Source organism: Actinopolyspora alba, from assembly GCF_900112765.1.
GTDB classification, from domain to species: Bacteria; Actinomycetota; Actinomycetes; order Mycobacteriales; family Pseudonocardiaceae; genus Actinopolyspora; species Actinopolyspora alba.
The window spans coordinates 175,277-194,870 of record NZ_FOMZ01000007.1; the positions used below are offsets into that span (position 1 = coordinate 175,277).

The window sequence follows — 19,594 nt, forward strand, 5'->3', positions numbered from 1 at the left end:
TCGGTCGGTACGTGACCGCCGCGGTCATACGACTCGCGGACCGCGCCCGCGGCGTGCTCGCCATTCCCGTATTCGGGCCAGCAGCCCGCGCAGACCGTGTCGACGCACGAGCACCACCGGTCCGTCTCCCCGTTCGCCGGGCAGGGTATTCGGTGTTTCGCTCGGCGAGCGCACTCCGTCCCGTGCCGACTGTAGTTCCGCGACACCGGCGGCGAAGACTTCGGGATCACCACCGACGTCGGGATGGTTCGCACGTACGAACTCCCGCAGTCGGACCCGCGCTTCCCTGGCGTCGTCCGGGGTGCCGCGCGAGTCCGAACCCCGATGCGAATCCGAACCCCGGCGCGAACCGATCACCTCGTCTCACCCGCACCGCGGTTCGACTCCGGTTCGTGTTCCGGTGCGAGCACGTCCGCGACGGTCACGTCGATCCTCGTTTCACCGGTCACTTCGCGTATCCTCTCCCGGATCTCGGCCACGAGCTCGGGAACGGGACGTCGCAGCAGCAGCACGACACACACCTCGGTCGCCTCGCCGGTGTCCGAGGTGGTTCGGACGCCGGTCACCCGTCGCCCGGGCAGGTGGGTGGCGACGATTCCGTGCTCCCCGCCGTCCAGCCGAACCACGCAGGGGTGCTCGAGGGCCGCTGCCGCTATCCGCTCGGCGACGTGCTCGTGCTCCCGTGCGGTCTCGTTTTCCGTGGTCATCCTCGTGCTCCCGTGCTGTTGTGACGTGGTTCGGGACGCACAACGTCCTCGGACGGGGACACCGGGCAGAGCCATCGCTCAGCCGGTCACTGCACTCGTGATCCCGTCCCGTTCTGTTGGGTGGTCTCCTCATCCTCATCGGAGGGGAGGTGGATGTCGTTGACCGAGATGTTGACCTCGGTCACCTCCAAGCCGCACATGCGTTCCACACTTTGGATCACATTGCGACGTACCGCACGGGCGAGATCCACGATCGCGGCACCGTACTCCACGACGATGTCCAGGTCGATAGCGGCCTGGCGTTCCCCGACCTCCACCTGCACGCCCGAAACGTTCGAACTCCCGGTGCCGCCGGGGATGCGTTCCCGCAGGGCACCGAAAGCGCGTGACACGCCGCCACCCATCGAGTACACCCCGGAGATCTCCCGTGCGGCGATTCCGGCGATCTTCTGCACCACCGAGGAGGAGATGCTGGTCCTGCCCTGCGAGGTGTCGTCCGCCAGGCGCGCGGGTGTGTCCGGCGAACGGGACTCCGGGATACCGGTCACGTCCCTGCCGCCCGGCTGTTCCGACTGCGTGGACTCCGACTTGCTCGAACGGGTGGAGCTGCTGCCCGACTGTGTCATGCCGACTCCTTTCGGAAACACCGGTCGCCCCGTCTCCGAGCTGATGACGGGGCTCGTCGGTGTGGACTGGTACCCGATCAGATGCTAATTCGTGCCCCGGTCTTCCGGCCCGACACGCGTTATCACCCGATTGGGGGACTGTCGGTTTCTTCTCCGGTTCCGTCCCACGGTGGAACGACATCGGCCAGCCGTACGGAGACATCCGGGGTGCCCGCGCCGAGATAGCCGTGCAGCGCGGCCACCAGCCTGCGCCGGATCTCGGCCAGTAACTCGTGAGCGGCCGTCGGGTAGGCGGCCACCAGATCGACGCGCACCGCCTCGTCCGCCATCAGGCACGAGCGCACCGCCATGCCGGAGAAGTCATCCAGGACCTCCGCGCTCAGTCGTCGCGTCAGGCTCAGCGTGGCCGCTGCCTGGATGAGCAGTTTGCCGTGCTCCTGTGACAGTTCCAGCGGTTGGCCACCGTGCCTGTCGCGCAGTCCGCGCAGGGTGGTCAGCGTTCGGTCCACCAGGTCGTTCGAGGCAACCGCGTGACTCCGTGCCAGTCGTCGCACGGGTCGCCAGCGCCGGGATATCTCCGCCAGCTCCGCCCGACAGTGCGGACAGTCCCGCAGGTGCTCCTCGAATTCTGGGGGTACACCGTCCAGGTGATATCCGATCAGCGCGCCGACACGCTGACCGCAGGGCAGGCGCCGATCCGAAGCGAAGCTCTCTTCGTTCAAGGCACCTCCTTCAATTCGGCCAACAGTGCCAGACGTGCCCGGTGGAGCCGAGACCGCAGCGCGGTGACGTTCACCTCCAGCACTTCGGCGACCTCCTCGTAGTTCATCCCCTCGAGCTCACGCAGCACCAGTGGCAGTCGTTGGGAGGGTTCGAGGCGGGATATCGCCGCGTGCACTCGTCTGGTCTCCTCCTCGCGTAACGCCGTCCCCTCCGGGTTTCCCGTATTCCCCACCGGGGTCATGGATTCGTCGGTCGGGTCCAGCGGAACCGTGGGGCGTCGTTTGCGGACCTGGCTCAGTGCCGCGTTGGTGACCACCCGGTAGAGCCACGTCGACGCGGCGGAGTCACCGCGAAACGTGGCCAGCGAGCGCCAGGCCGAGACCCAGGCGTCCTGCACGGCGTCCTCCGCCTCAGCCGGATCGCCCACGATCCGCAGTGCCACGCGGTAGAGCTTGCCGGTGTGCGTGCGAACGAGGGAGTCGAACGCCGAGGTGTCGCCGTTCCTGGCCGCCATGAGCAGTGCGCTGTCGTCGCGGACGCGCTCGTCGAGCTGTCGGTCGGCATCGACCCCGTCGGTCACTCGGCCAGTCTCCCGTAGCGGAGCAGAAGCATCGATTCGTCGGCGTACAGCGCCGAGAGCAGCCGCATGCCACGCGGTGTTCCGGCCGCCGGGCCTGTAGCGATCCTACTGGTGTCCCCGCTGGTCAGCAGTGGTGACACGGTGAGGCAGAGTTCGTCGACCACGTCAGCGGCGATCAGTGCTCCGAACAGGCCGGGACCACCCTCGCAACCGATGCGGTACAGCCCGCGCCGTGCCAGCTCCCGCAGGGCCGTCGGGAGATCGACCTCGTTCCGCCCTGCCGTCACCACGTCGGCGCCCGCCTCGGTCAGCGCGGCGACGCGCTCAGCGGGCGCCGCCTCGCTGGTGAGCACGATCGGGGCGGCGACCGTGTCGGTGAGCAGCGGCGAGCCGGGGTCGATCGAACCGCTGCCGGTGACCACCGCTATCGGGGGAACTTCGCCCAGGCCGCGCTCGGTGCGTCGTCTGGTGCGCGCCTCGGTGCGCCGCAACCCCCGGTACCCCTCGGCCGCTGCGGTTCCGGCCCCGACCAGCACGACGTCCGAGAGATCCCGGATCAGCGAGAGCACGCGTCGGTCCACGGGGCTGGACAACCCGCGTGAACCGCCGTTCACCGCCACGGCGCCGTCCAGGCTGGAGACGAAGTTCACCCTCACCCACGGGCGGCTCAGTTCCGATGGGTACTCGTAGAAACTTTCCAGCTCGTCGGCCGTTTCCGGCTCGCTGTCCACCTGTTTCGTCTCTGGAACGGGCCACAGCTGCTGCATGGTTCCATCACAGCACGGCCACGGGCAGCCACGAGCCTCCGGTTACAGTTCCAGCATGAGCATGCCGCGCCTGGTCGACCGCCATCCCGAGCTGGGTTCAGACGAACTGGTCGCCGCGCTGACTCCTCCACCGCGCTTCGACGAAGTACGGTTCGACAACTACCTGCCCAACCCGGCGGAGCCCAGTCAGGCCGCGGCGGTAGCCGCCTGCAGGGAGTTCGCCGCCGATGCCGGACGCTCCGCTTCCGGCGGAGGCTCCTGGTTGCGCTCGCTGTTCGGCCGGGGCGGTAGGAACGGCCGCTCCGGTGGCCTGCCCGGGCTCTACCTGGACGGCGGCTTCGGGGTGGGCAAGACGCACCTGCTCGCCTCGCTCTGGCACGAGGTCGAGCGGCCGAAGGCTTACGCCACGTTCGTCGAGCTGACCAATCTCGTGGGTGTGCTCGGTTTCAACGAGGCCGTGCGCAGGCTCTCCGATCATCGACTGTTGGCCGTCGACGAGTTCGAGCTCGACGACCCCGGGGACACGATGCTGGTCACCCAGCTGCTGAGCAGACTCACCGACGCAGGCGTGCGGGTGGCCGCGACCTCGAACACACTGCCCGACAAGCTGGGCGAGGGCAGGTTCGCCGCAGTGGACTTCCTGCGGGAGATCCACGCGATGGCCGAGCGGTTCCGCGTCGTGCGCGTCGACGGCCCCGACTACCGGCACCGCGATCAGCCCGAACCACCGGAACCGCTCGACGAGACCGAACTCGCCGAGCGGGCGCGTGCCACCCCCGCTGCCACCTTCGACGACTTCGAACAGCTGTGCGCCCACCTGCAGCGGGTGCATCCCTCCAAGTACGGCCGAATGGTCGACGATGTCACCGCGGTTCACCTGAGCGGGGTGCACACCGTGCCGAACCAGGGGGTGGCGCTGCGGGTGGTGGCGCTCGCCGATCGGCTCTACGACCGCGCGGTACCGGTGCGCGTCTCCGGCGAGCCGTTGTCCGTGCTGTTCGGCGAGGAGATGCTGGCGGGCGGCTACCGCAAGAAGTACCTGCGTGCGCTGAGCAGGCTCACCGCGCTCTCCAGGGAGCTGGCCACCTCCTGAGCCGGTCGGGGCGGCTCCGGTTCACCGGTAGCCTGCCCTGCCCTGTCCGCCCTGTCCGCCCTGTCCGCCCTGTCCGGCCTGTCCGGTCAGCGTTCGGTGGTGAGCACGTGTGCCACGGCGTCCAGGCCGGAGTCCAGCTCCTCCGGGGTGATGACCAGCGGTGGGGCTATCCGCAGCGTGTTCTCCTGGGTCTGCTTGCAGAGCACACCGCGCCGCATCAGTTCCGTGGCCGCGGTGAGCCCCTCGGGACCGCCCGGCGAGATGTCGACGCCCGCCCACAGGCCCCGGCCTCGGACCTCGGAAACACCGTTACCGACCAGCTGGTTCAAGCGGGCGTGCAGCCGGTCACCGAGCTCGCGCGCCCGATCCTGGAAGTATCCGCTGGAGAGCAGGTTCACCACCGCCCGACCCACCGCACAGGCCAGCGGATTGCCGCCGAACGTCGAGCCGTGCTCCCCGGGACGCAGCACACCGAGTACCGCGCGGCTTCCCACCACCGCGGAAACGGGGAGGATCCCCCCGCCGAGAGCCTTGCCCAGGGTGTAGAGGTCCGCGTGTACCCCCTCGTGCGAGGTCGCCAGCAGCTCGCCGGTGCGGGCCAGCCCCGATTGGATCTCGTCCGCGATCAGCAGCACGTCGTTGTCGTCGCACAGCCTCCGCAGTTCGCGCAGGTAGCCCTGCTCGGGCACGATCACCCCCGCCTCGCCCTGGATGGGTTCGACGAGTACGGCAGCCGTATTGGGGGTGATCGCCGACTCGACCGCGGCGGCGTCGCCGTAATCGGTGACGACGAAGCCGGGGGTGTAGGGGCCGTAGTCGGCGCGCGCCTCGGGGTCGGTGGAGAACGAGACGATCGTGGTGGTGCGGCCGTGGAAGTTGGATCCAGCCACGACGATCTCCGCACGGTCCTCGGCGACCCCCTTGACCCGGTAGGCCCACTTGCGGGCGACCTTGATCGCCGACTCCACGGCCTCGGCCCCGGAGTTCATGGGCAGCACCATTTCCGTGCCGGTCAGTTCGGCCAGCTCCCGACAGAACGGCCCGAACTGGTCGTGGTGGAACGCTCTGCTGGTCAACGTCACACGCTCGAGTTGTTCCGTCGCGGCAGCGATCAGGTCCGGGTGGCGGTGCCCGAAGTTCAGCGCCGAATAGCCTGCCAGGAAGTCGAGGTAGTCGTTACCGTCCACGTCCGTCACCCACGCTCCGGTGCCCTTCGAGAGCACCACCGGAAGCGGGTGGTAGTTGTGCGCGGAGTAGGTCTCGTCCAGTGCCAGGAACTCGGATGTCTCGGTAGGCGTGCCACGCACGCTCGGTACGGCCGCGGTCATGGCAACAGGCTATGTCGTCACGGCAACACTTTCAGCCGCGACACATTGCTTCCTTTGGTTGTTCGTTGCGTCGTGGTTCCGGTGTGCACGTCTTCGTTGCGCGCTTTCACCCGCTGGAGTGGGGAGGTCCCGCCTCCTGTCCTCCCGTACCTCCCTCGCCGCGGGTCTGCTCCGTACGGGCTCCGGGCCGTTCCGGCTTTCCGGTGAGGGGTTCTCACACGATCGCAGCCAATTCCGGCGGATTTCCCGTGTTCGCCTTTCGTGACCTTCGGTGTGTTGATAATCACGAACGGTCGATCAAGGCCACCGGAGGTATCCGTGCGCAAATCCGTGCTGTCGAACAGCTGTTCCGCCGTCCTGGCTGCCGCCCTGCTCCCACTGCTGGCCCCCGCCGCGAGCGCCGCGACCGAGCTCGCCGATCCGGTCGAGTACGCGGCCCTCGGCGACTCCTACGCGTCCGGCGTGGGAATCGGAAACTACACATCGGAGAGCGGTGACTGCCTGCGGAGCCCGCAGGCCTATCCGCGACTGATGGCGGATCGGGGAACGGTCGATTCCCTGGACTTCGCCGCGTGCGCGGGGGCGCAGACCCCGGACGTGCTGAACGAGCAGGTCAACGCGCTGAGCGCGAGCACCGATGTGGTCACCGTCTCGATCGGCGGCAACGACGCCGGATTCGTCGATGTGATCACCACCTGCAACACCGGCAGCGACCAGACCTGTGACGACGCGGTCACCGAGGCGGAGAACTACGCCACCCAACAGCTTCCCGCCGAGTTGGCCGAGACCTACGACGCGATCGCCGCCGCGGCTCCGCAAGCCCGAGTGGCCGTCGTGGGGTATCCGAGGTTGTTCGAGCTCGGCCCCTGCCTTTCCCTGCTGAGCGAGTTCGAGCGGGGCAGGCTCAACGACGCCGCCGACACGCTCGACAGCGTGATCGCCGAGCAGGCGGCGGCCGCCGGTTTCTCGTTCCTCGACGTGCGCGACGACTTCTCCGGACACGGCGTGTGTGGTGCGCAACCCTGGATCAACGGGCTCTCCTATCCGGTCGAGGAGTCCTTCCACCCCAACGCCACCGGCCACGAGCAGGGCTTCTTGCCCGATGTTTCCGGTTTCGTCGCCACGCAGAGCCAGTTGGCGAGCTGAGCGTTCGGAGTTCCCGGACCGGCGATCCCGTTCCGGGAACTCCGGTCCGGGGAGCTCAGAGCAGTCTCGCGTCGTAACTGCGCGGCGCGTACTGCCGCAGGGCGGTGCGAAGCCTGCGGGCCTCGCGCCGCCTGGCCCACCACCCTCCGGTCGCCCCGACGAGGAAGATCTTGTTGCCGCCGTAGTACTCGCGGGTGCGGTGCCACCACTTGGAGTGCGGGGTGAACTCCTGGTGCGCCCACACCGTCAGCGCCTGTTTCTTGCCGCTGCCCACCAGGCCCACTCTGCCGACCCGGCTCCAGGGGATCTCGCGGTGCAACCCCATGCGGGATATCCGCAGGCCATCGCTGTTGATCTTCAGGCTGATCCCCGGTGTCAGTGCCTGCGCCAGGCACAGCACGCAGCTGAGCACGAGCAGGAACACCCCGAGCGCCAGCAGGGCCCGGCTGGGCCCGTGGGTTACTGCATTCGCGCCGATCATCACCGTGCCGTAGGCCAGCGCTCCCGAGAACGCCGCCCACAGCAGCGCGTTGATCCGCCTGCCGCTCCGGAACACCGGTCCCGCCAGGTCGGGCCGCACCAGCGGCCGTTCCGTCCGGTCCCGTTCCGGGTCGCCGGTCACGGCTCCGGGACGTTCGTTCGCGGTGGCGGCGCGCGAGCCCTCGGCGGGTCGGGAATCGTCCCGTCGCGTGCTCGAAGGTCCGGCAGCGGCGGCGCCGGCAGCGGCGGGTGTAGCCCCGGCCGCGACCGAGCCACCCCGCTCTTCCACTCGGGTGCCGCCGTTGCTCGCCGAGAGCGGTTCGCCCCGGAACACCCGGTCCAGCTCCGCGGTGTGCGCCGAGATCAGCGTCGTCACGCGTCGCGGGAGCCACTCGCCGGTGGGCGAGCCCGAATGGCCGAGGTGATCGAGCAGTTCGCCGGTGCTCGGGCGGACGTTGGGGTCCTTGGCCAGGCAGGAGGCGATCAGCGGACGCAACGTCTCCGGGACCGTTCCCAGGTCCGGTTCGGCGTGCACGACCCGGTAGAGCATGGCGGCACTGTTCTCGTTGCCGAACGGAGCGTTCCCCGTCGCGGCGAACACCAGCACCGCCCCCAGTGAGAACACGTCGCTGGGAGGGGCGACCTCACCACCGGTGGTCTGTTCCGGGGAGAAGAAGCCGGGGGTGCCGAAGAACATCCCGGTGGCCGTCATGCCGGTGGCGGCCATCGCCCGGGAGATGCCGAAGTCGATCACACGAGGGCCGTCCGGACCGAGCAGCACGTTGGCGGGTTTGAGGTCGCGGTGGACCAGCCCCGCACGGTGAACCGCTTGCAACGCTTCGGCCAGACCGGCTCCGAGCCTGCGCACGGTGTGTTCCGGGAACGGCCCGTGCTCGTTCACCGCCTGGTGCAGCGTGGGGCCGGGCACGTACTCGGTGGCCAACCAGGGGTGCTCCGCCTCGGGATCCGCGTCCACCACGGTCGCGGTCCAGAACCCCCCGACGGACGCCGACATGCTGGCCTCGCGGCGGAACCGTTCCCGGAAGTCGGCGTCCTCGGCCAGTTCCGGCTTGGCCACTTTCACCGCCACCGGACGTCCCCCTCTGGAACACCCGAGGTATACCGCGCCCATCGCCCCCTTGCCGATTCTGGCGAAAAGCCGATAGTCGCCGACCTTGCTCGGCTCGCTGGTCAGCAGCGGCTGCACTGAGTTCCCCCTTCACCGTCTCGGTCACAAGCCTAATGGTTCGGGACGGGCGCGTGGTCCGAACCGGTGGACGTGCGGTCTCGTGCCGAGGTTGCCCTTCAGGGGCTGGTGACGGCCGGGTGGGTTGTCCTCGGCTCTGCCGCGGGACTCGGTTGTTCCAGCTCGTTCTCAGCTCGCCGCCACGCGGTCGACCACGTGCTCGGCTATCGCCAGGCTGGAGGTGGCGGCGGGAGACGGCGCGTTGCGCACCGTGGTGATGCCGTCCTCGTGGTTGATCCGGAAATCGTCCACCAGTGAACCGTCCCGGTCCACGGCCTGTGCCCGGATTCCGGCACCCGCGCGCCGCACATCGGTGACGCCCACCTCGGGCACGTAACGGCGTGCGGTGCGCATGTAGGCCCTTACCGAGAGGCTGCCCAGCAGCTCCAGCGCACCGGTGCGCCAGTGTTGGCGGGCCATCCGCCAGAATCCCGGCCAACCGGCCATGCCGCGCAGTTCCTCAAGGGACACGTCACGACGACGGTAGCCCTCCCGGTGCGGGGACAGGACCGCGTTCGGCCCGACCTCGACCTCCCCGGAAACGCGGCGGGTGAAGTGCACCCCCAGAAACGGGTAACGCGGGTCCGGAACGGGATAGATCATGCCGCGAACCAGCTCGCGCACCGACGGAGCGAGCCGCATGTACTCGCCCCGGAACGGCACGATTCGCGGTTCGTCGGCACCGTCGGCCCAGCGGGACACCCGGTCCGCCCGCAGACCGGCGCACACCACGAGCCGATCCACCGAGTGGATCCCGTCCGCGGTCTCGACGTCCACACCCCCGACCCGCCGCCGCACTCCGGTCACGGCCGTGGAAAGCAGGACGCTGCCACCTGCCCGCTCGATGTCCTCGCCCAACGCTCGGGCCACCGCCGCGTAGTCGGTGATCGCGGTTTCGGGGGAGTGCAGCGCGGCCACTCCGGCGGCATGGGGCTCGATCTCGGTGATCCCCGAACCGGCCACACGTCGCAGTCCCGGAACACCGTTGCGCCGCGCGTTCGCCTCGAGCGCGTCGAAGCGGGCGAGTTCGGAACCGTCGACAGCCACCACGAGCTTGCCGCACTCCACATAGGGGAGTCCCCGCTCGGAGCAGTACTCGCGCAGCATCGACCGACCGCGAGCGCACAGTTCCGCCTTGAGGCTGCCGGGTTCGTAGTACAGGCCCGCGTGCACGACACCGGAATTGTGCCCGGTCTGATGCGCACCGAGCCGGTTCTCCTTCTCGAACACGACTACCCGGGTGCTCTCGTGACGTCGAGTGAGCTCGCGCCCCACCGCCAGGCCCACGATGCCGCCCCCGACGATGCCGACGGTCCGTTCGGTCACGTGCGTCACGTCCTCTCGCGAGTTGCTCGACGTCCTGGGAAGGGACGTTCCGTGTGCCTCCCGGAGCACGACCGTCCCGGTGGTCTCGCGCGTGGGAGACGGCGCTCCCCGGGAGCGTGCGAGCCACGACCGGATGTCAGCCGCGTTGCCGCAGGAACTCGACCGCCCTGTCCGCGTGGACCGCCATGCGGAACTCGCTGCGGATCACCCGCAGGACACGGCTGTCACGGTCGATCAGGAAGGTGTGCCGTTTCACCGGCAGCGGACCGAAACCGCGACGGACGCCGAAGGAACGCGCCACCGTACCGCCCTCGTCGGAGAGCAGGGGGAATCCCAGTGAGTTCCGCTCCGCGAACCGGGCCTGTTTGTCCACCGGGTCCGGGCTGATACCGACCGGCTGGGCGTCCAGCACGGCGAACTCGGTCGCCAGGTCCCGGAAGTGACAGCTCTCCGTGGTGCATCCGGAGGTCATGGCGGACGGGTAGAAGAACAGCACCACGATGCCGCCGGTCAGCAGCTCGGACAGCGTGCGCTGCGCTCCGCGCTGATCGGTCAGTTCGAAATCCGGGACGAGTTCGCCAGACTGCACCAGGACTCCTTTCGAGATGCCGTTTCGGCTCGCGTACCCGGATCGATCGGAGCGAGTCGTTCCACCACGAACTCCCGATGTCTCCGATGATCGGCTTCGGCCCCTACCGAACCTACCCGTCCGGACGCTCCCGTTGGTCGGTGAGGTTTGAGCCCTCCTGCCACGGGGTAACGCGAGGCCGAACGGATCGCTCGATGCCCGAGTGGAGGTGTTCGACGAATGGCCGGAAGCCTGAGCGGACTGCGCGTGGCTTTCCTGGTCGCCGGTGAAGGAGTCGAGCAGGTGGAGTTGACACGTCCCTGGCAAGCGGTCGAGCAGGCCGGTGGCCGACCGGAGCTGGTTTCGGTTTCCTCCGGTTCCGTTCGGGCGTTCCACCATCTCGACAAGGCGGACACCTTCCCGGTGGACCGGATAGTCACCGACGCCGATGTGGCCGATTACGCGGGACTGGTCCTGCCCGGTGGTGTGGCGAACCCGGACGCCCTGCGCAGGGTGCCGGAAGCCGTTCGTTTCGTCGCCGAGTTCTTCGCCGACCAGAAACCGGTCGCCGCGATCTGTCACGCCCCGTGGACGCTCATCGAGGCCGACGTGGTGCGTGGTCGGCGAATGACCTCGTATCCGAGCCTGGCCACGGACCTGCGCAACGCCGGAGCCGAGTGGACCGACGAGCCGGTCGTCGTCGATTCCGGCCTGGTCACCAGCCGTAATCCCGATGATCTCGATGCCTTCTGCGCCAAGACGGTCGAGGAGATGGCCGAAGGCAGACATCGTTCCCAGGCCCGCGGCGCTCCCAGCTCCGGAACCGGATGAACTGCGGGGTCGGACCCACGCGAACGGGGAGCGGGGCCGGGTTCTCGTTGCAGCGGAGGGAAGGGTCGTCTTCGAGGAACTGCCCCTGCCACTCACCGAGTTCTCCGACGACGAACCGGCGCGGGTCGGTCCGCTGCCACAACGCTTCCGAAGCGAGCCTCTGCTGCGCTGCAGCGACGTGGGCGGTGGCGACTGATTCTCCCGCACAGGGGCCCTCGCACAGGGGCCATCACCCGAGAACAACCCCAACACCCGAAAGAGAAGGAGCCTACCGTGGCTGTGGACCGAGCCGATCTGAGAACGAGTCTGTCCGGACTGGACTTCCCGGCGGGCAAGGACCGGATCGTCGAGTACGCGGAGAACAACGGTGCCGACGCGGAACTACTCGCCGCGTTGCGTGCCATGCCGCGTGCCGACGAGTACGAGAACCTCACCGAGGTGGGGCGTTCGCTCCAACTCGATCCGGCTTCCCAGCAGGGGCAGACCGATGCCGACAAGGCCGACCAGAACACCCGCCGTACCGCGGACGGATTGGCCGAGCACGAGACCGAGACGACGAGCAACCCCATCGTGGAGGAACTGGGGGAGAACCGCGGTAGTTGAGCGCGGTTCCACGTTTGCGCTCTCGCGTTCAGGGGCCGACATCGGACAGCCAACACCCTACTTCGGCCCTCCGCGAGGGTCGGTGGGTAGCCGCTTCCGGCGCTGCCTCATCCGTCCCGGTTGGCACCGGACCGTGTGGAGTCAGTCGACCAGCGCCTGGTACACCAGCGCCTGCAGCCGTGTCCTGATCGGGTGAGCGCTGGAGGGCATCAGCTGGGTCAGGAAGAGCACGGTCAGGTCCTCGCCGGGATCCACCCAGAACGCGGTGCTCGCCATTCCGCCCCAGGCGTACTGGCCCTGCGAGGACAGCACCTTCGAGGCCTGCGGGCGGTCGGTTACCGAGAATCCCAGCCCGAATCCCTTCCCCGCGTTGGTGGACTCGGAGAACGAGCCCATCGCCGTCTCGGCCAGATCAGCTCCGCCCGGCAGGTGGTTGCGGGTCATGAAGCCGACCGTGCGGTTGCTCAGCAGCCGGTTGCCGTCGAGTACCCCGCCGCCGAGCAGCATCTGCGTGAAGCGGTGGTAGTCGCGTGCGGACGAGACCAGGCCGCCACCTCCGGAAAGTACCCGGGGGCGGCTGGTGCTCACCCGGTTCAACCGCTCGTTGCGTACGGCGCGGCGCGTGCGGTCCACGCTGTAGAGCGCGGCCAGCCGGTCCAGCTCCGACTCCGCCACCGCGAAATCGGTGTCGCGCATGTCCAGTGGTTCGAAGACGTTCGCTCGGAAGAATTCGTCGAGCGTGCTGCCGGAGATCACCTCGATCACGCGTCCGAGCACGTCGGTCGCCACCGAGTAGTTCCAGGCCGTACCGGGGTCGAACAGCAGTGGCAGCCGTGCCCACGCGGCACACGCCCCGGCCAGATCGAGTTCGGCAGGGTAACCGTTCTCGAACCCCTGCTCGCGATAAATCTGGTCCACCGGGTGGATCCGGTGGAAGCCGTAGGTGAGTCCGGCGGTGTGGGTGAGCAGGTGCCAGATCCTGATCGGTTCGGTGGCGGGGCGCGTCTGTGCGGCGGCGGCCGAGCCCCCGGTGTAGACGCGGGGCTGGTCGAACTCCGGAAGGTACTCGGCCACCGGGTCGGTGAGTTCCAGCAGCCCCCGTTCGTAGAGCATCATCGCGGCCACCGAGGTGACCGGTTTGCTCATCGAGTAGATGCGAAAGATCGTGTCCGTCTCCACCGGGAGTCCTGCTTCCAGGTCACGCATCCCGTGGGTGCGCAGGTATGCGATCTTGCCGTGCCGCGCGATCAACACCAGCCAGCCGGGCAGCCTGCCGTCGGTGACGTAGTCGGCGAAATGCTGTTCGATCCGTTCCAGCCGCGTCGGGCAGAGCCCCACATCGGTGGGCTCGACCTCGGTTTGCAGTTGCCCCACGCCGAACTCCTCTCCGCATCCGCCCCGTCGCTTCGGCTCCGCGTTGCTTCGACCCCGTCCGCCGACGATTCACACCGCCGATGGTTGACGCCGCCGAGGATTCACGGTGGAACGGTGTCGTCCCGAAACGCCGGAAAACCACGGTCCCACCGCATTCTGATACATCCCGCCCCGTCGCGACAGCGACGATCCGAGTGTGTCGTTCTCGCCCGTTCGGCCGAGGGCGCGTTCCGCGTGGTTTGCGTGCGACGCGCTCGCGGGTAGCCGTGCTGGCAGCCGTTCCCGCCGGTTCGGGTGAAGCAGTGGAAGTGAGAGGGAGGCGACCATGTCGGATCCGTTCGACGGTGAGACTCCTTCGGCGGACGAGACGGTCTCCGAGGGGGACCGGGCCAGAGACCCCGCCCAACTGCAGTCGGCCGCCGATCTGGACGAGGACGAACTCGCCGCGGACCCGTTGGAGGAGGGGCTCGAACCCCCCGATGACTGGTCCCGCGTGAGTCGGCAGCGCCCGACACCGAGCGAACAGGCGGAGGGGGCCGACTTGGAGAGCAGACTGGCGGAGCAACGCCCCGATTTCGACGCGGGTGGTGCGGACGTGCTCGACGCCTCGTCGGTCACCGGCTCGACGGACTCCCGTGACGAGCCCGGTGAGCCCGGTGAGACCGGTGGGGAAGGGATCGCCGAGGATGAGCGTCCGATCCGGACCTTCCACGCCGACGTGCTGGAAGCGGAACAGGTGGAGAGCACCGGGCGCAGCGCCTCGTCAACCGAGGGCATCGAGGCCACCGATCCCGGAGTCGTGCAACGGGCACCGGAGGAGGACGCCGAACGGGTGGAGGACGATGGAAGCTGAGCGGGACACCACAGCCGCGACCCCCGCCGGGCGAGAAGTGTCGTTGCCCGCGAGGGAGACCAGCGGTGACGAGGAGTTGACCGGTGATCTGGCCGGAGTCGACAACCCGGGTGGACTCGTGGTTTTCGTGCACGGCAGTGGTTCCTCGCGGCACAGTCCGCGCAACATCGCCGTGGCCGAACGGCTGAACGAGATGGGGCTGACCACGTTGCTGTTGGACCTGTTGACTCCCCGAGAACGGCTCCAGGACGAGCGCGACGGCAGGATCCGGTTCGACGTCGAGTTGCTGACCGCCAGGGTGCTGGGGGTGCTCGACTGGATCTCCGAGCGTGCCGAACTGCGGCAACGCCCGTTGGGGTTGTTCGGTGCCAGCACCGGGGCGGCCGCCGCCCTGGGAGCGGCCGTCCGCAGACCGCACGACGTGCGCGCGGTGGTGTCGCGCGGCGGACGTCCCGATCTGACCCCCGAGCGGGTCGCCGCCCTGCGGGCACCGACGCTGTTGATCGTGGGCGAGCGCGACAGCGAGGTGCTGCGGCTCAACGAGAACGTGGCTCGACACCTCCCGGTCGAGCACGAGGTGCACCGGGTGCCCGGTGCCACTCACCTGTTCGAGGAGAACGGTGCGCTGCGACAGGTTGCCGAGGCCGCCGGTGCCTGGTTCTCGCGTTATCTGTCCACCACGGCCACCGCCTGAGTCCGGGGTGTCAGCCCGACCGTGGATTCGTGACCCCCGGGATTCGCCACGCCGCGGAGCGGAGCCGTTCGCCGCGCGGCGCGGGCTGTTTTCGTGCCGTTGTCGAACTACTAGGGTAACCGGGGTTACTGTTCGGTAATTCTCGGTCGAGTACTTCCCGGGCGTCGAGCGTGGGCTCGACGCCCGGTCGTTGCGCGAAAGGACGTCAGTGGTGGGGCAGATCCAACGTGTCGGTGTCGTGGGTGGCGGTCTGATGGGCTCGGGTATCGCCGAGGTGAGTATCCGGGCAGGTCTCGACGTGGTGCTTTCCGAGATCGACGAGAGCGCGGCGGAGGCGGCCCGGGCGCGGATCCGGAAGTCCATGGACCGCGCGGTCGGCAGCGGCAAGCTCGCCGAGGAGGACCGGGACGCGGCACTGGGCCGGTTGCGCATCACCAACGAACTGGCCGAGCAGGCCGACCGGCAGCTGGTGGTCGAGGCCGTGGCCGAGAACCCGGACATCAAGACCGGCGTGTTCGCCGAGCTCGACAGGGTGGTCACCGACCGGGACGCGGTACTGGCCTCCAACACCTCGTCCATTCCGATCGCCAAGCTTGCGGGGGCCACCGAGCGACCCGGCAGCGTCATCGGTGTCCACTTCTTCAATCCGGTTCCGGTGCTCAAACTCGTCGAACTGGTACCCGCGCTGGTCACCTCGGAGGAAACAGTGCGGGTGGCCTCGGCGTTCGCCACCGAACAGCTCGGTAAGCAACCCATCAGGGCGCAGGACAGGGCCGGTTTCGTGGTCAACGCGCTGCTGGTGCCGTACCTGCTCTCCGCGGTGCGGATGTACGAGGGCGGCTTCGCCGCTGCCGAGGACATCGACAACGGGATGGTGCTCGGCTGTGCTCACCCGATGGGACCGTTGACGCTGGCCGACATGGTCGGGCTGGACACGATCGTCGCCATCGCCGACTCGATGCACGCCGAGTACGGCGATCCCGGTTACGCGGCCCCGCCGTTGCTGCGGCGCATGGTCGACGCCGGACTGAACGGCAAGAAGTCGGGGCGGGGGTTCTACGACTACTGAGGTCCGGCTGCCACCGGAGCTCGGCCGAGGGCATGCGGCGCGGACCCGCACCGCATGCCCTCGGCCGGTGGTGCCCGGTCAACCGTTAGCGGTCTCGTCCAGCGTCGCCCGCAACGCCGCCACGGCGTGTTCCCGGTGTCGTCGCAGCAGCTCGGCCAGTTCCGCGCCGTCGCGCGCCTCGAAGGCGCGCACTATCGCCTCGTGTTCCTCGAGCACGCGACTCCGGTTGTCGGGGGCGTTGTAGTACACCGCCCGGTAGGCGTCGGTGGTGTCCCACAGCGTGCGCACCATGCGCATCAGCCACGGCATGTCCGCCGGCTCCAGTATCGCGAAGTGGAACCGACGGTTGGCCGCGATCATCTCCACCAGGTCGTCGTTCGCCGCGGCCTCGACGACGGCACGCAGCTCCGCCCGCACCGCCGCGGAGTCCGCCTCACCGGCCTTGGTGGCCGAAACCAGGGCGGCCTCGGTCTCCAGCAGTTCGCGTAACCGGTAGACCTCGAGCAGGTCCGCCAGCGACAGCTCGGCGACCGTGTAGCCCCGGTGCGGGCGGTAGACCACCTGTCCCTCCGCCTCCAGCGTTTTGAGTGCCTCCCGGAGCGGTACTCGGCTGACCCCCAGTTCGTGCGCCACGCTGTCCTGCCGTATCGGCTGGTTCGGCGCAAGCTGACGGGACAGGATCGCCCTGCGCAGCTCGTCGAGCACGAACTGCTGGGTTGTCGGCGGTCGTGGCATCTCACTCCCGTTATCCGCTGTCGGAGTCGAGTGTCCGTGGAACCTCTTCGTGCGCCCGACGGGCCCGTGGTCTCCGGGAAAGCCGTTACTGGACCGATGCGGTCGGAGGGGTAGTCCCTCTCACGTTCGGTTCGGCTTGACCGGCGCCCGCTCAACTGTATATTGGATCCAACCTTACGCCGCCGCAAGACTTCCGTACCACCGAAGCCGTTGAGGTGATCACACTCGGCCAGCCGAAAGGCCGTCGTACGGCGGTGGCGGAGGACACCGACAGGACGCGGTACGCGCCGCGAACGCGAGAAAAGGTGAGACCCGAATGACGCGGACTCTGCCGCTGGAGGGGGTGCTCGTCGCGGACTTCAGCCGGGTGCTCGCGGGGCCCTACGCGACTATGCTGCTCGCCGATCTCGGCGCCACCGTCGTCAAGGTCGAACGCCCCGACACCGGGGACGACACCCGGTCCTGGGGGCCGCCGTGGACCGAATCGGGCTCCGCCTACTTCGAATCGCTGAATCGGGGGAAGCACAGCGTCACCCTCGACCTGGCCGCGGAGCGCGACCGTGCTGCCGCGATCGAGCTCGCGCGCCGCGCCGACGTGCTGGTGGAGAACCACAAGCCGGGCTCGCTGCGGCGGTTCGGGCTCGACTACGAGAGTCTCCGAACGGACAACCCCGGCCTGCTCTACGTCTCCGTATCCGGTTTCGGCAGCGCGGAAGGAGCGGAGCTGGCCGGGTACGACTTCGTGGTGCAGGCCGTCGGCGGACTGATGAGCATCACAGGTGAGCCGGACGGGCCGCCCAACAAGGTGGGCGTGGCCGTGGTCGACGTGCTCACCGGCAAGGACGCGGCGCTCGGTGTCCTGGCCGCGCTGCGGCAGCGCGAGTCCACCGGCCGAGGCCAGCACATCGAGGTCAATCTGCTCTCCAGCCTGCTTTCCGGGTTGGTCAACCAGGTCGGCGGTTTCCTGGCGACCGGTGAGAGCCCGGGACGCATGGGCAACCGGCATCCCAGCATCGCCCCCTACGAGACACTGCGTTGTGAGGACGCGTCGCTCGCCGTGGCGGTGGGCAACGACGAGCAGTTCCGCAGGTTCACCGAAACCCTCGGGCTCGTCGGAATGGCCGACGACCCGCGGTTCGCCACCAACGCGGACCGGGTGCACAACCGCGAGGAGCTCGTGGTCGAGCTGGAGAACGTGCTCGGGGCACGTCCGGCAGCCGCCTGGCAGCACCGGCTGCAGCGGATGGGAATCGCCTGTGGGCAGGTCAACGACCTGGCCGATGCGGTGCGCTACGCGGAGTCCCTGGGGCTGGACCCCACCATTTCCCCCGGCACTGGGGAAGCCCCGTCGGTGCGCAACCCGATAGGACTGTCCGAGTCCGGCCACGCCGACCCAACCCCGCCACCGCGGTTGGGCGAACACAACACCGAGATCCTCGACTGGCTGCTCGGCCGCGGGGAGCCGCCGGCCGCGCCCGAGCCGGGATCGCGCGCTCGCGATCTCACCGGTTCGGGGATGGACATTCACCCGATCTGACGCGTCCTTGGAGGCATGAGCAGATGAACGCCGGATCCCGCCCGGACTTCGATCCCCGCGACCCGCTGGGTATCGACGACGAGCTCAGCACCGAACAACTGGCCATCCGGGACAGCGTCCGGGCGCTGTGTCGCGACCGGGTGCAGCCCTACGTGGGGGAGTGGTTCGAGAACGGTGAGCTGCCCGCCGCGCGCGAGCTGGCACGTGAACTCGGTGGGCTCGGCGTGCTGGGCATGCATCTGGACGGTTACGGCTGTGCCGGGATGTCGGCTGTGGACTACGGCGTGGCCTGCGAGGAGCTGGAAGCGTGTGACTCCGGTCTGCGCTCGCTGGTGTCGGTGCAGGGCTCGCTGGCGATGTTCGCCCTCTGGCGTTGGGGCTCCGAGGAGCAGAAGCAGCACTGGCTGCCGAGCATGGCGGCCGGTGAGGCCATCGGCTGTTTCGGACTGACCGAACCCGACCACGGCTCGGATCCTGCCTCGATGCGCACCTCGGCACGTCGGGACGGTACCGACTGGGTCATCAACGGTCGCAAGATGTGGATCACCAACGGCACGATCGCCGATGTCGCGGTCGTCTGGGCGAGCACCGACGAGGGCATCCGCGGCTTCGTCGTGCCCACCGACACGCCGGGATTCGCCGCGCCGGAGATGCGGCACAAGCTCTCGCTGCGCGCTTCCGTGACCAGTGAACTCGTCCTCGACGACGTCCGCTTGCCGCAGGATGCCGTATTGCCGGAGGTGACCGGGCTGCGTGGTCCGTTGAGCTGTTTGAACGAGGCCAGGTACGGCATCGTCTGGGGAGCCACCGGGGCCGCGCACAGCTGTCTGCGCGCGGCGCTGGACTACTCCACCTCGCGCGAGCAGTTCGGCAAACCCCTGGCCGGGCACCAGCTCACCCAGTCCAAGCTCGCCGACATGGCGGTGCGGGTGCACAACGGGCGGTTGCTCGCACTGCACCTCGGCAGGCGCAAGGACGAGGGCAGGCTGCTGCCGCAGCAGGTCAGCTTCGGGAAGCTGGACAACGTGCGCGGCGCGCTGGAGGTGGCGCGTACCGCGCGGACCGTGTTGGGTGCCAACGGCATCTCGCTGGAGTACCCGGTGATGCGACACATGACCAATCTCGAGTCGGTGCTGACCTACGAGGGAACCTCCGAGATGCACGCGCTGACGATCGGCGCCGCGATGACGGGGGTGCAGGCCTTCCGGGACTGACCGGGGCGGCGGCGATTTCTCGCGAAATCGCCGCGCCGGTGCGCCTGGAGAACAGGGGTGGCGGCGATTTCTGGCGAAATGTGCACCGGGATGT

The 19,594-nt window shown here is 68.7% G+C and carries 21 protein-coding genes; 9 read left to right on the forward strand and 12 right to left on the reverse strand.

What is annotated here, in order from left to right; translation table 11 throughout:
• Window positions 1–24 precede the first annotated feature (24 nt).
• From BM150_RS12225 to BM150_RS12250, 6 genes are all read right to left on the reverse strand, one after another.
• Window positions 25–357 carry a hypothetical protein gene (locus BM150_RS12225; RefSeq protein WP_245755456.1) on the reverse strand — a complete coding sequence of 111 codons (333 nt, stop codon included), beginning with the start codon at window positions 355–357 and terminating at the stop codon, window positions 25–27.
• Window positions 354–707 (reverse strand): hypothetical protein, encoded by a 354-nt coding sequence (locus BM150_RS12230; protein WP_092927222.1) that lies wholly within the window; start codon window positions 705–707, stop codon window positions 354–356. The genes BM150_RS12225 and BM150_RS12230 overlap by 4 nt, the downstream gene beginning before the upstream one ends.
• An 86-nt stretch (window positions 708–793) precedes the next feature.
• Window positions 794–1,333: an Asp23/Gls24 family envelope stress response protein gene (locus BM150_RS12235; protein ID WP_092927224.1), complete on the reverse strand. Its 540-nt coding sequence runs from the start codon at window positions 1,331–1,333 to the stop codon at window positions 794–796.
• A 122-nt stretch (window positions 1,334–1,455) separates the two neighbouring features.
• Window positions 1,456–2,055, reverse strand: a complete 600-nt coding sequence (locus BM150_RS12240; RefSeq protein WP_092927226.1) for an anti-sigma factor family protein — start codon at window positions 2,053–2,055, stop codon at window positions 1,456–1,458.
• The gene (locus BM150_RS12245) at window positions 2,052–2,570 is read right to left on the reverse strand and encodes a sigma-70 family RNA polymerase sigma factor (protein WP_175496805.1); all 519 of its coding nucleotides are present in this window, start codon (window positions 2,568–2,570) and stop codon (window positions 2,052–2,054) included. The genes BM150_RS12240 and BM150_RS12245 overlap by 4 nt, the downstream gene beginning before the upstream one ends.
• A gap of 62 nt (window positions 2,571–2,632) precedes the next feature.
• Entirely contained in the window at window positions 2,633–3,403 is a 771-nt protein-coding gene (locus BM150_RS12250; protein ID WP_092927230.1) for a pyrimidine reductase family protein, read from the reverse strand.
• A 55-nt stretch (window positions 3,404–3,458) separates the two neighbouring features.
• Between BM150_RS12250 and zapE the strand changes: the two genes are divergently transcribed.
• On the forward strand, window positions 3,459–4,496 hold the full coding sequence (zapE, locus tag BM150_RS12255; protein ID WP_092927232.1) for a cell division protein ZapE: 1,038 nt from the start codon (window positions 3,459–3,461) through the stop codon (window positions 4,494–4,496).
• An 86-nt stretch (window positions 4,497–4,582) separates the two neighbouring features.
• On the opposite strand, the gene rocD is transcribed toward zapE, so the two are convergent.
• Window positions 4,583–5,824, reverse strand: coding sequence for an ornithine--oxo-acid transaminase (gene rocD / locus BM150_RS12260; protein WP_092927235.1), 1,242 nt, complete (start codon window positions 5,822–5,824; stop codon window positions 4,583–4,585).
• 318 nt (window positions 5,825–6,142) lie between these two features.
• On the opposite strand from rocD, the gene BM150_RS12265 reads away from it, so the two are divergent.
• Window positions 6,143–6,970, forward strand: coding sequence for an SGNH/GDSL hydrolase family protein (locus BM150_RS12265; protein WP_092927237.1), 828 nt, complete (start codon window positions 6,143–6,145; stop codon window positions 6,968–6,970).
• A 55-nt stretch (window positions 6,971–7,025) separates the two neighbouring features.
• On the opposite strand, the gene BM150_RS12270 is transcribed toward BM150_RS12265, so the two are convergent.
• From BM150_RS12270 to BM150_RS12280, 3 genes are all read right to left on the reverse strand, one after another.
• A complete protein-coding gene (locus BM150_RS12270; RefSeq protein WP_092927239.1) occupies window positions 7,026–8,657 on the reverse strand; it encodes a serine/threonine-protein kinase in 1,632 nt (543 codons plus the stop codon).
• A 168-nt stretch (window positions 8,658–8,825) separates the two neighbouring features.
• Window positions 8,826–10,022, reverse strand: coding sequence for an L-2-hydroxyglutarate oxidase (gene lhgO / locus BM150_RS12275; protein WP_092927528.1), 1,197 nt, complete (start codon window positions 10,020–10,022; stop codon window positions 8,826–8,828).
• A gap of 136 nt (window positions 10,023–10,158) precedes the next feature.
• The gene (locus tag BM150_RS12280) at window positions 10,159–10,611 is read right to left on the reverse strand and encodes a peroxiredoxin (RefSeq protein WP_092927241.1); all 453 of its coding nucleotides are present in this window, start codon (window positions 10,609–10,611) and stop codon (window positions 10,159–10,161) included.
• Between the two features lie 219 nt (window positions 10,612–10,830).
• Here BM150_RS12280 and BM150_RS12285 point away from each other — a divergent pair, with 219 nt between their 5' ends.
• The gene (locus BM150_RS12285; protein WP_092927243.1) at window positions 10,831–11,421 is read left to right on the forward strand and encodes a type 1 glutamine amidotransferase domain-containing protein; all 591 of its coding nucleotides are present in this window, start codon (window positions 10,831–10,833) and stop codon (window positions 11,419–11,421) included.
• 273 nt (window positions 11,422–11,694) lie between these two features.
• Complete coding sequence (locus BM150_RS12295) at window positions 11,695–12,024, forward strand: DUF2795 domain-containing protein (RefSeq protein ID WP_092927248.1); 330 nt, start codon at window positions 11,695–11,697, stop codon at window positions 12,022–12,024.
• A 141-nt stretch (window positions 12,025–12,165) separates the two neighbouring features.
• On the opposite strand, the gene BM150_RS12300 is transcribed toward BM150_RS12295, so the two are convergent.
• Complete coding sequence (locus BM150_RS12300) at window positions 12,166–13,398, reverse strand: serine hydrolase domain-containing protein (RefSeq protein WP_092927250.1); 1,233 nt, start codon at window positions 13,396–13,398, stop codon at window positions 12,166–12,168.
• A 325-nt stretch (window positions 13,399–13,723) separates the two neighbouring features.
• Between BM150_RS12300 and BM150_RS12305 the strand changes: the two genes are divergently transcribed.
• The 3 genes from BM150_RS12305 to BM150_RS12315 all read left to right on the forward strand — a co-directional run bounded on the left by BM150_RS12305 (window position 13,724) and on the right by BM150_RS12315 (window position 16,014).
• Window positions 13,724–14,251: a hypothetical protein gene (locus BM150_RS12305; protein ID WP_092927252.1), complete on the forward strand. Its 528-nt coding sequence runs from the start codon at window positions 13,724–13,726 to the stop codon at window positions 14,249–14,251.
• Window positions 14,241–14,945 (forward strand): dienelactone hydrolase family protein, encoded by a 705-nt coding sequence (locus BM150_RS12310; RefSeq protein ID WP_092927254.1) that lies wholly within the window; start codon window positions 14,241–14,243, stop codon window positions 14,943–14,945. The genes BM150_RS12305 and BM150_RS12310 overlap by 11 nt, the downstream gene beginning before the upstream one ends.
• Window positions 14,946–15,156: 211 nt before the next feature.
• A complete protein-coding gene (locus BM150_RS12315; RefSeq protein ID WP_092927256.1) occupies window positions 15,157–16,014 on the forward strand; it encodes a 3-hydroxybutyryl-CoA dehydrogenase in 858 nt (285 codons plus the stop codon).
• 78 nt (window positions 16,015–16,092) lie between these two features.
• On the opposite strand, the gene BM150_RS12320 is transcribed toward BM150_RS12315, so the two are convergent.
• On the reverse strand, window positions 16,093–16,749 hold the full coding sequence (locus BM150_RS12320) for a GntR family transcriptional regulator (RefSeq protein WP_092927258.1): 657 nt from the start codon (window positions 16,747–16,749) through the stop codon (window positions 16,093–16,095).
• 316 nt (window positions 16,750–17,065) lie between these two features.
• Between BM150_RS12320 and BM150_RS12325 the strand changes: the two genes are divergently transcribed.
• Together BM150_RS12325 and BM150_RS12330 are read left to right on the forward strand one after the other, a co-directional pair.
• A complete protein-coding gene (locus BM150_RS12325; RefSeq protein ID WP_092927260.1) occupies window positions 17,066–18,286 on the forward strand; it encodes a CaiB/BaiF CoA transferase family protein in 1,221 nt (406 codons plus the stop codon).
• Between the two features lie 23 nt (window positions 18,287–18,309).
• Window positions 18,310–19,500, forward strand: a complete 1,191-nt coding sequence (locus BM150_RS12330) for an acyl-CoA dehydrogenase family protein (protein ID WP_092927262.1) — start codon at window positions 18,310–18,312, stop codon at window positions 19,498–19,500.
• The last annotated feature ends 94 nt before the right edge of the window (window positions 19,501–19,594 follow it).

Bases quoted from the DNA above. Each gene is read 5' to 3' on its own strand.
- BM150_RS12250 (WP_092927230.1), bottom strand. From the start codon at position 3,403: ATGCAGCAGCTGTGGCCCGTTCCAGAGACGAAACAGGTGGACAGCGAG.
- BM150_RS12230 (WP_092927222.1), bottom strand. From the start codon at position 707: ATGACCACGGAAAACGAGACCGCACGGGAGCACGAGCACGTCGCCGAG.
- BM150_RS12305 (WP_092927252.1), top strand. From the start codon at position 13,724: ATGTCGGATCCGTTCGACGGTGAGACTCCTTCGGCGGACGAGACGGTC.
- BM150_RS12320 (WP_092927258.1), bottom strand. From the start codon at position 16,749: ATGCCACGACCGCCGACAACCCAGCAGTTCGTGCTCGACGAGCTGCGC.
- BM150_RS12310 (WP_092927254.1), top strand. From the start codon at position 14,241: ATGGAAGCTGAGCGGGACACCACAGCCGCGACCCCCGCCGGGCGAGAA.
- BM150_RS12245 (WP_175496805.1), bottom strand. From the start codon at position 2,570: ATGGCGGCCAGGAACGGCGACACCTCGGCGTTCGACTCCCTCGTTCGC.
- BM150_RS12330 (WP_092927262.1), top strand. From the start codon at position 18,310: ATGAACGCCGGATCCCGCCCGGACTTCGATCCCCGCGACCCGCTGGGT.
- BM150_RS12285 (WP_092927243.1), top strand. From the start codon at position 10,831: ATGGCCGGAAGCCTGAGCGGACTGCGCGTGGCTTTCCTGGTCGCCGGT.
- rocD (WP_092927235.1), bottom strand. From the start codon at position 5,824: ATGACCGCGGCCGTACCGAGCGTGCGTGGCACGCCTACCGAGACATCC.
- BM150_RS12325 (WP_092927260.1), top strand. From the start codon at position 17,066: ATGACGCGGACTCTGCCGCTGGAGGGGGTGCTCGTCGCGGACTTCAGC.
- zapE (WP_092927232.1), top strand. From the start codon at position 3,459: ATGAGCATGCCGCGCCTGGTCGACCGCCATCCCGAGCTGGGTTCAGAC.
- BM150_RS12235 (WP_092927224.1), bottom strand. From the start codon at position 1,333: ATGACACAGTCGGGCAGCAGCTCCACCCGTTCGAGCAAGTCGGAGTCC.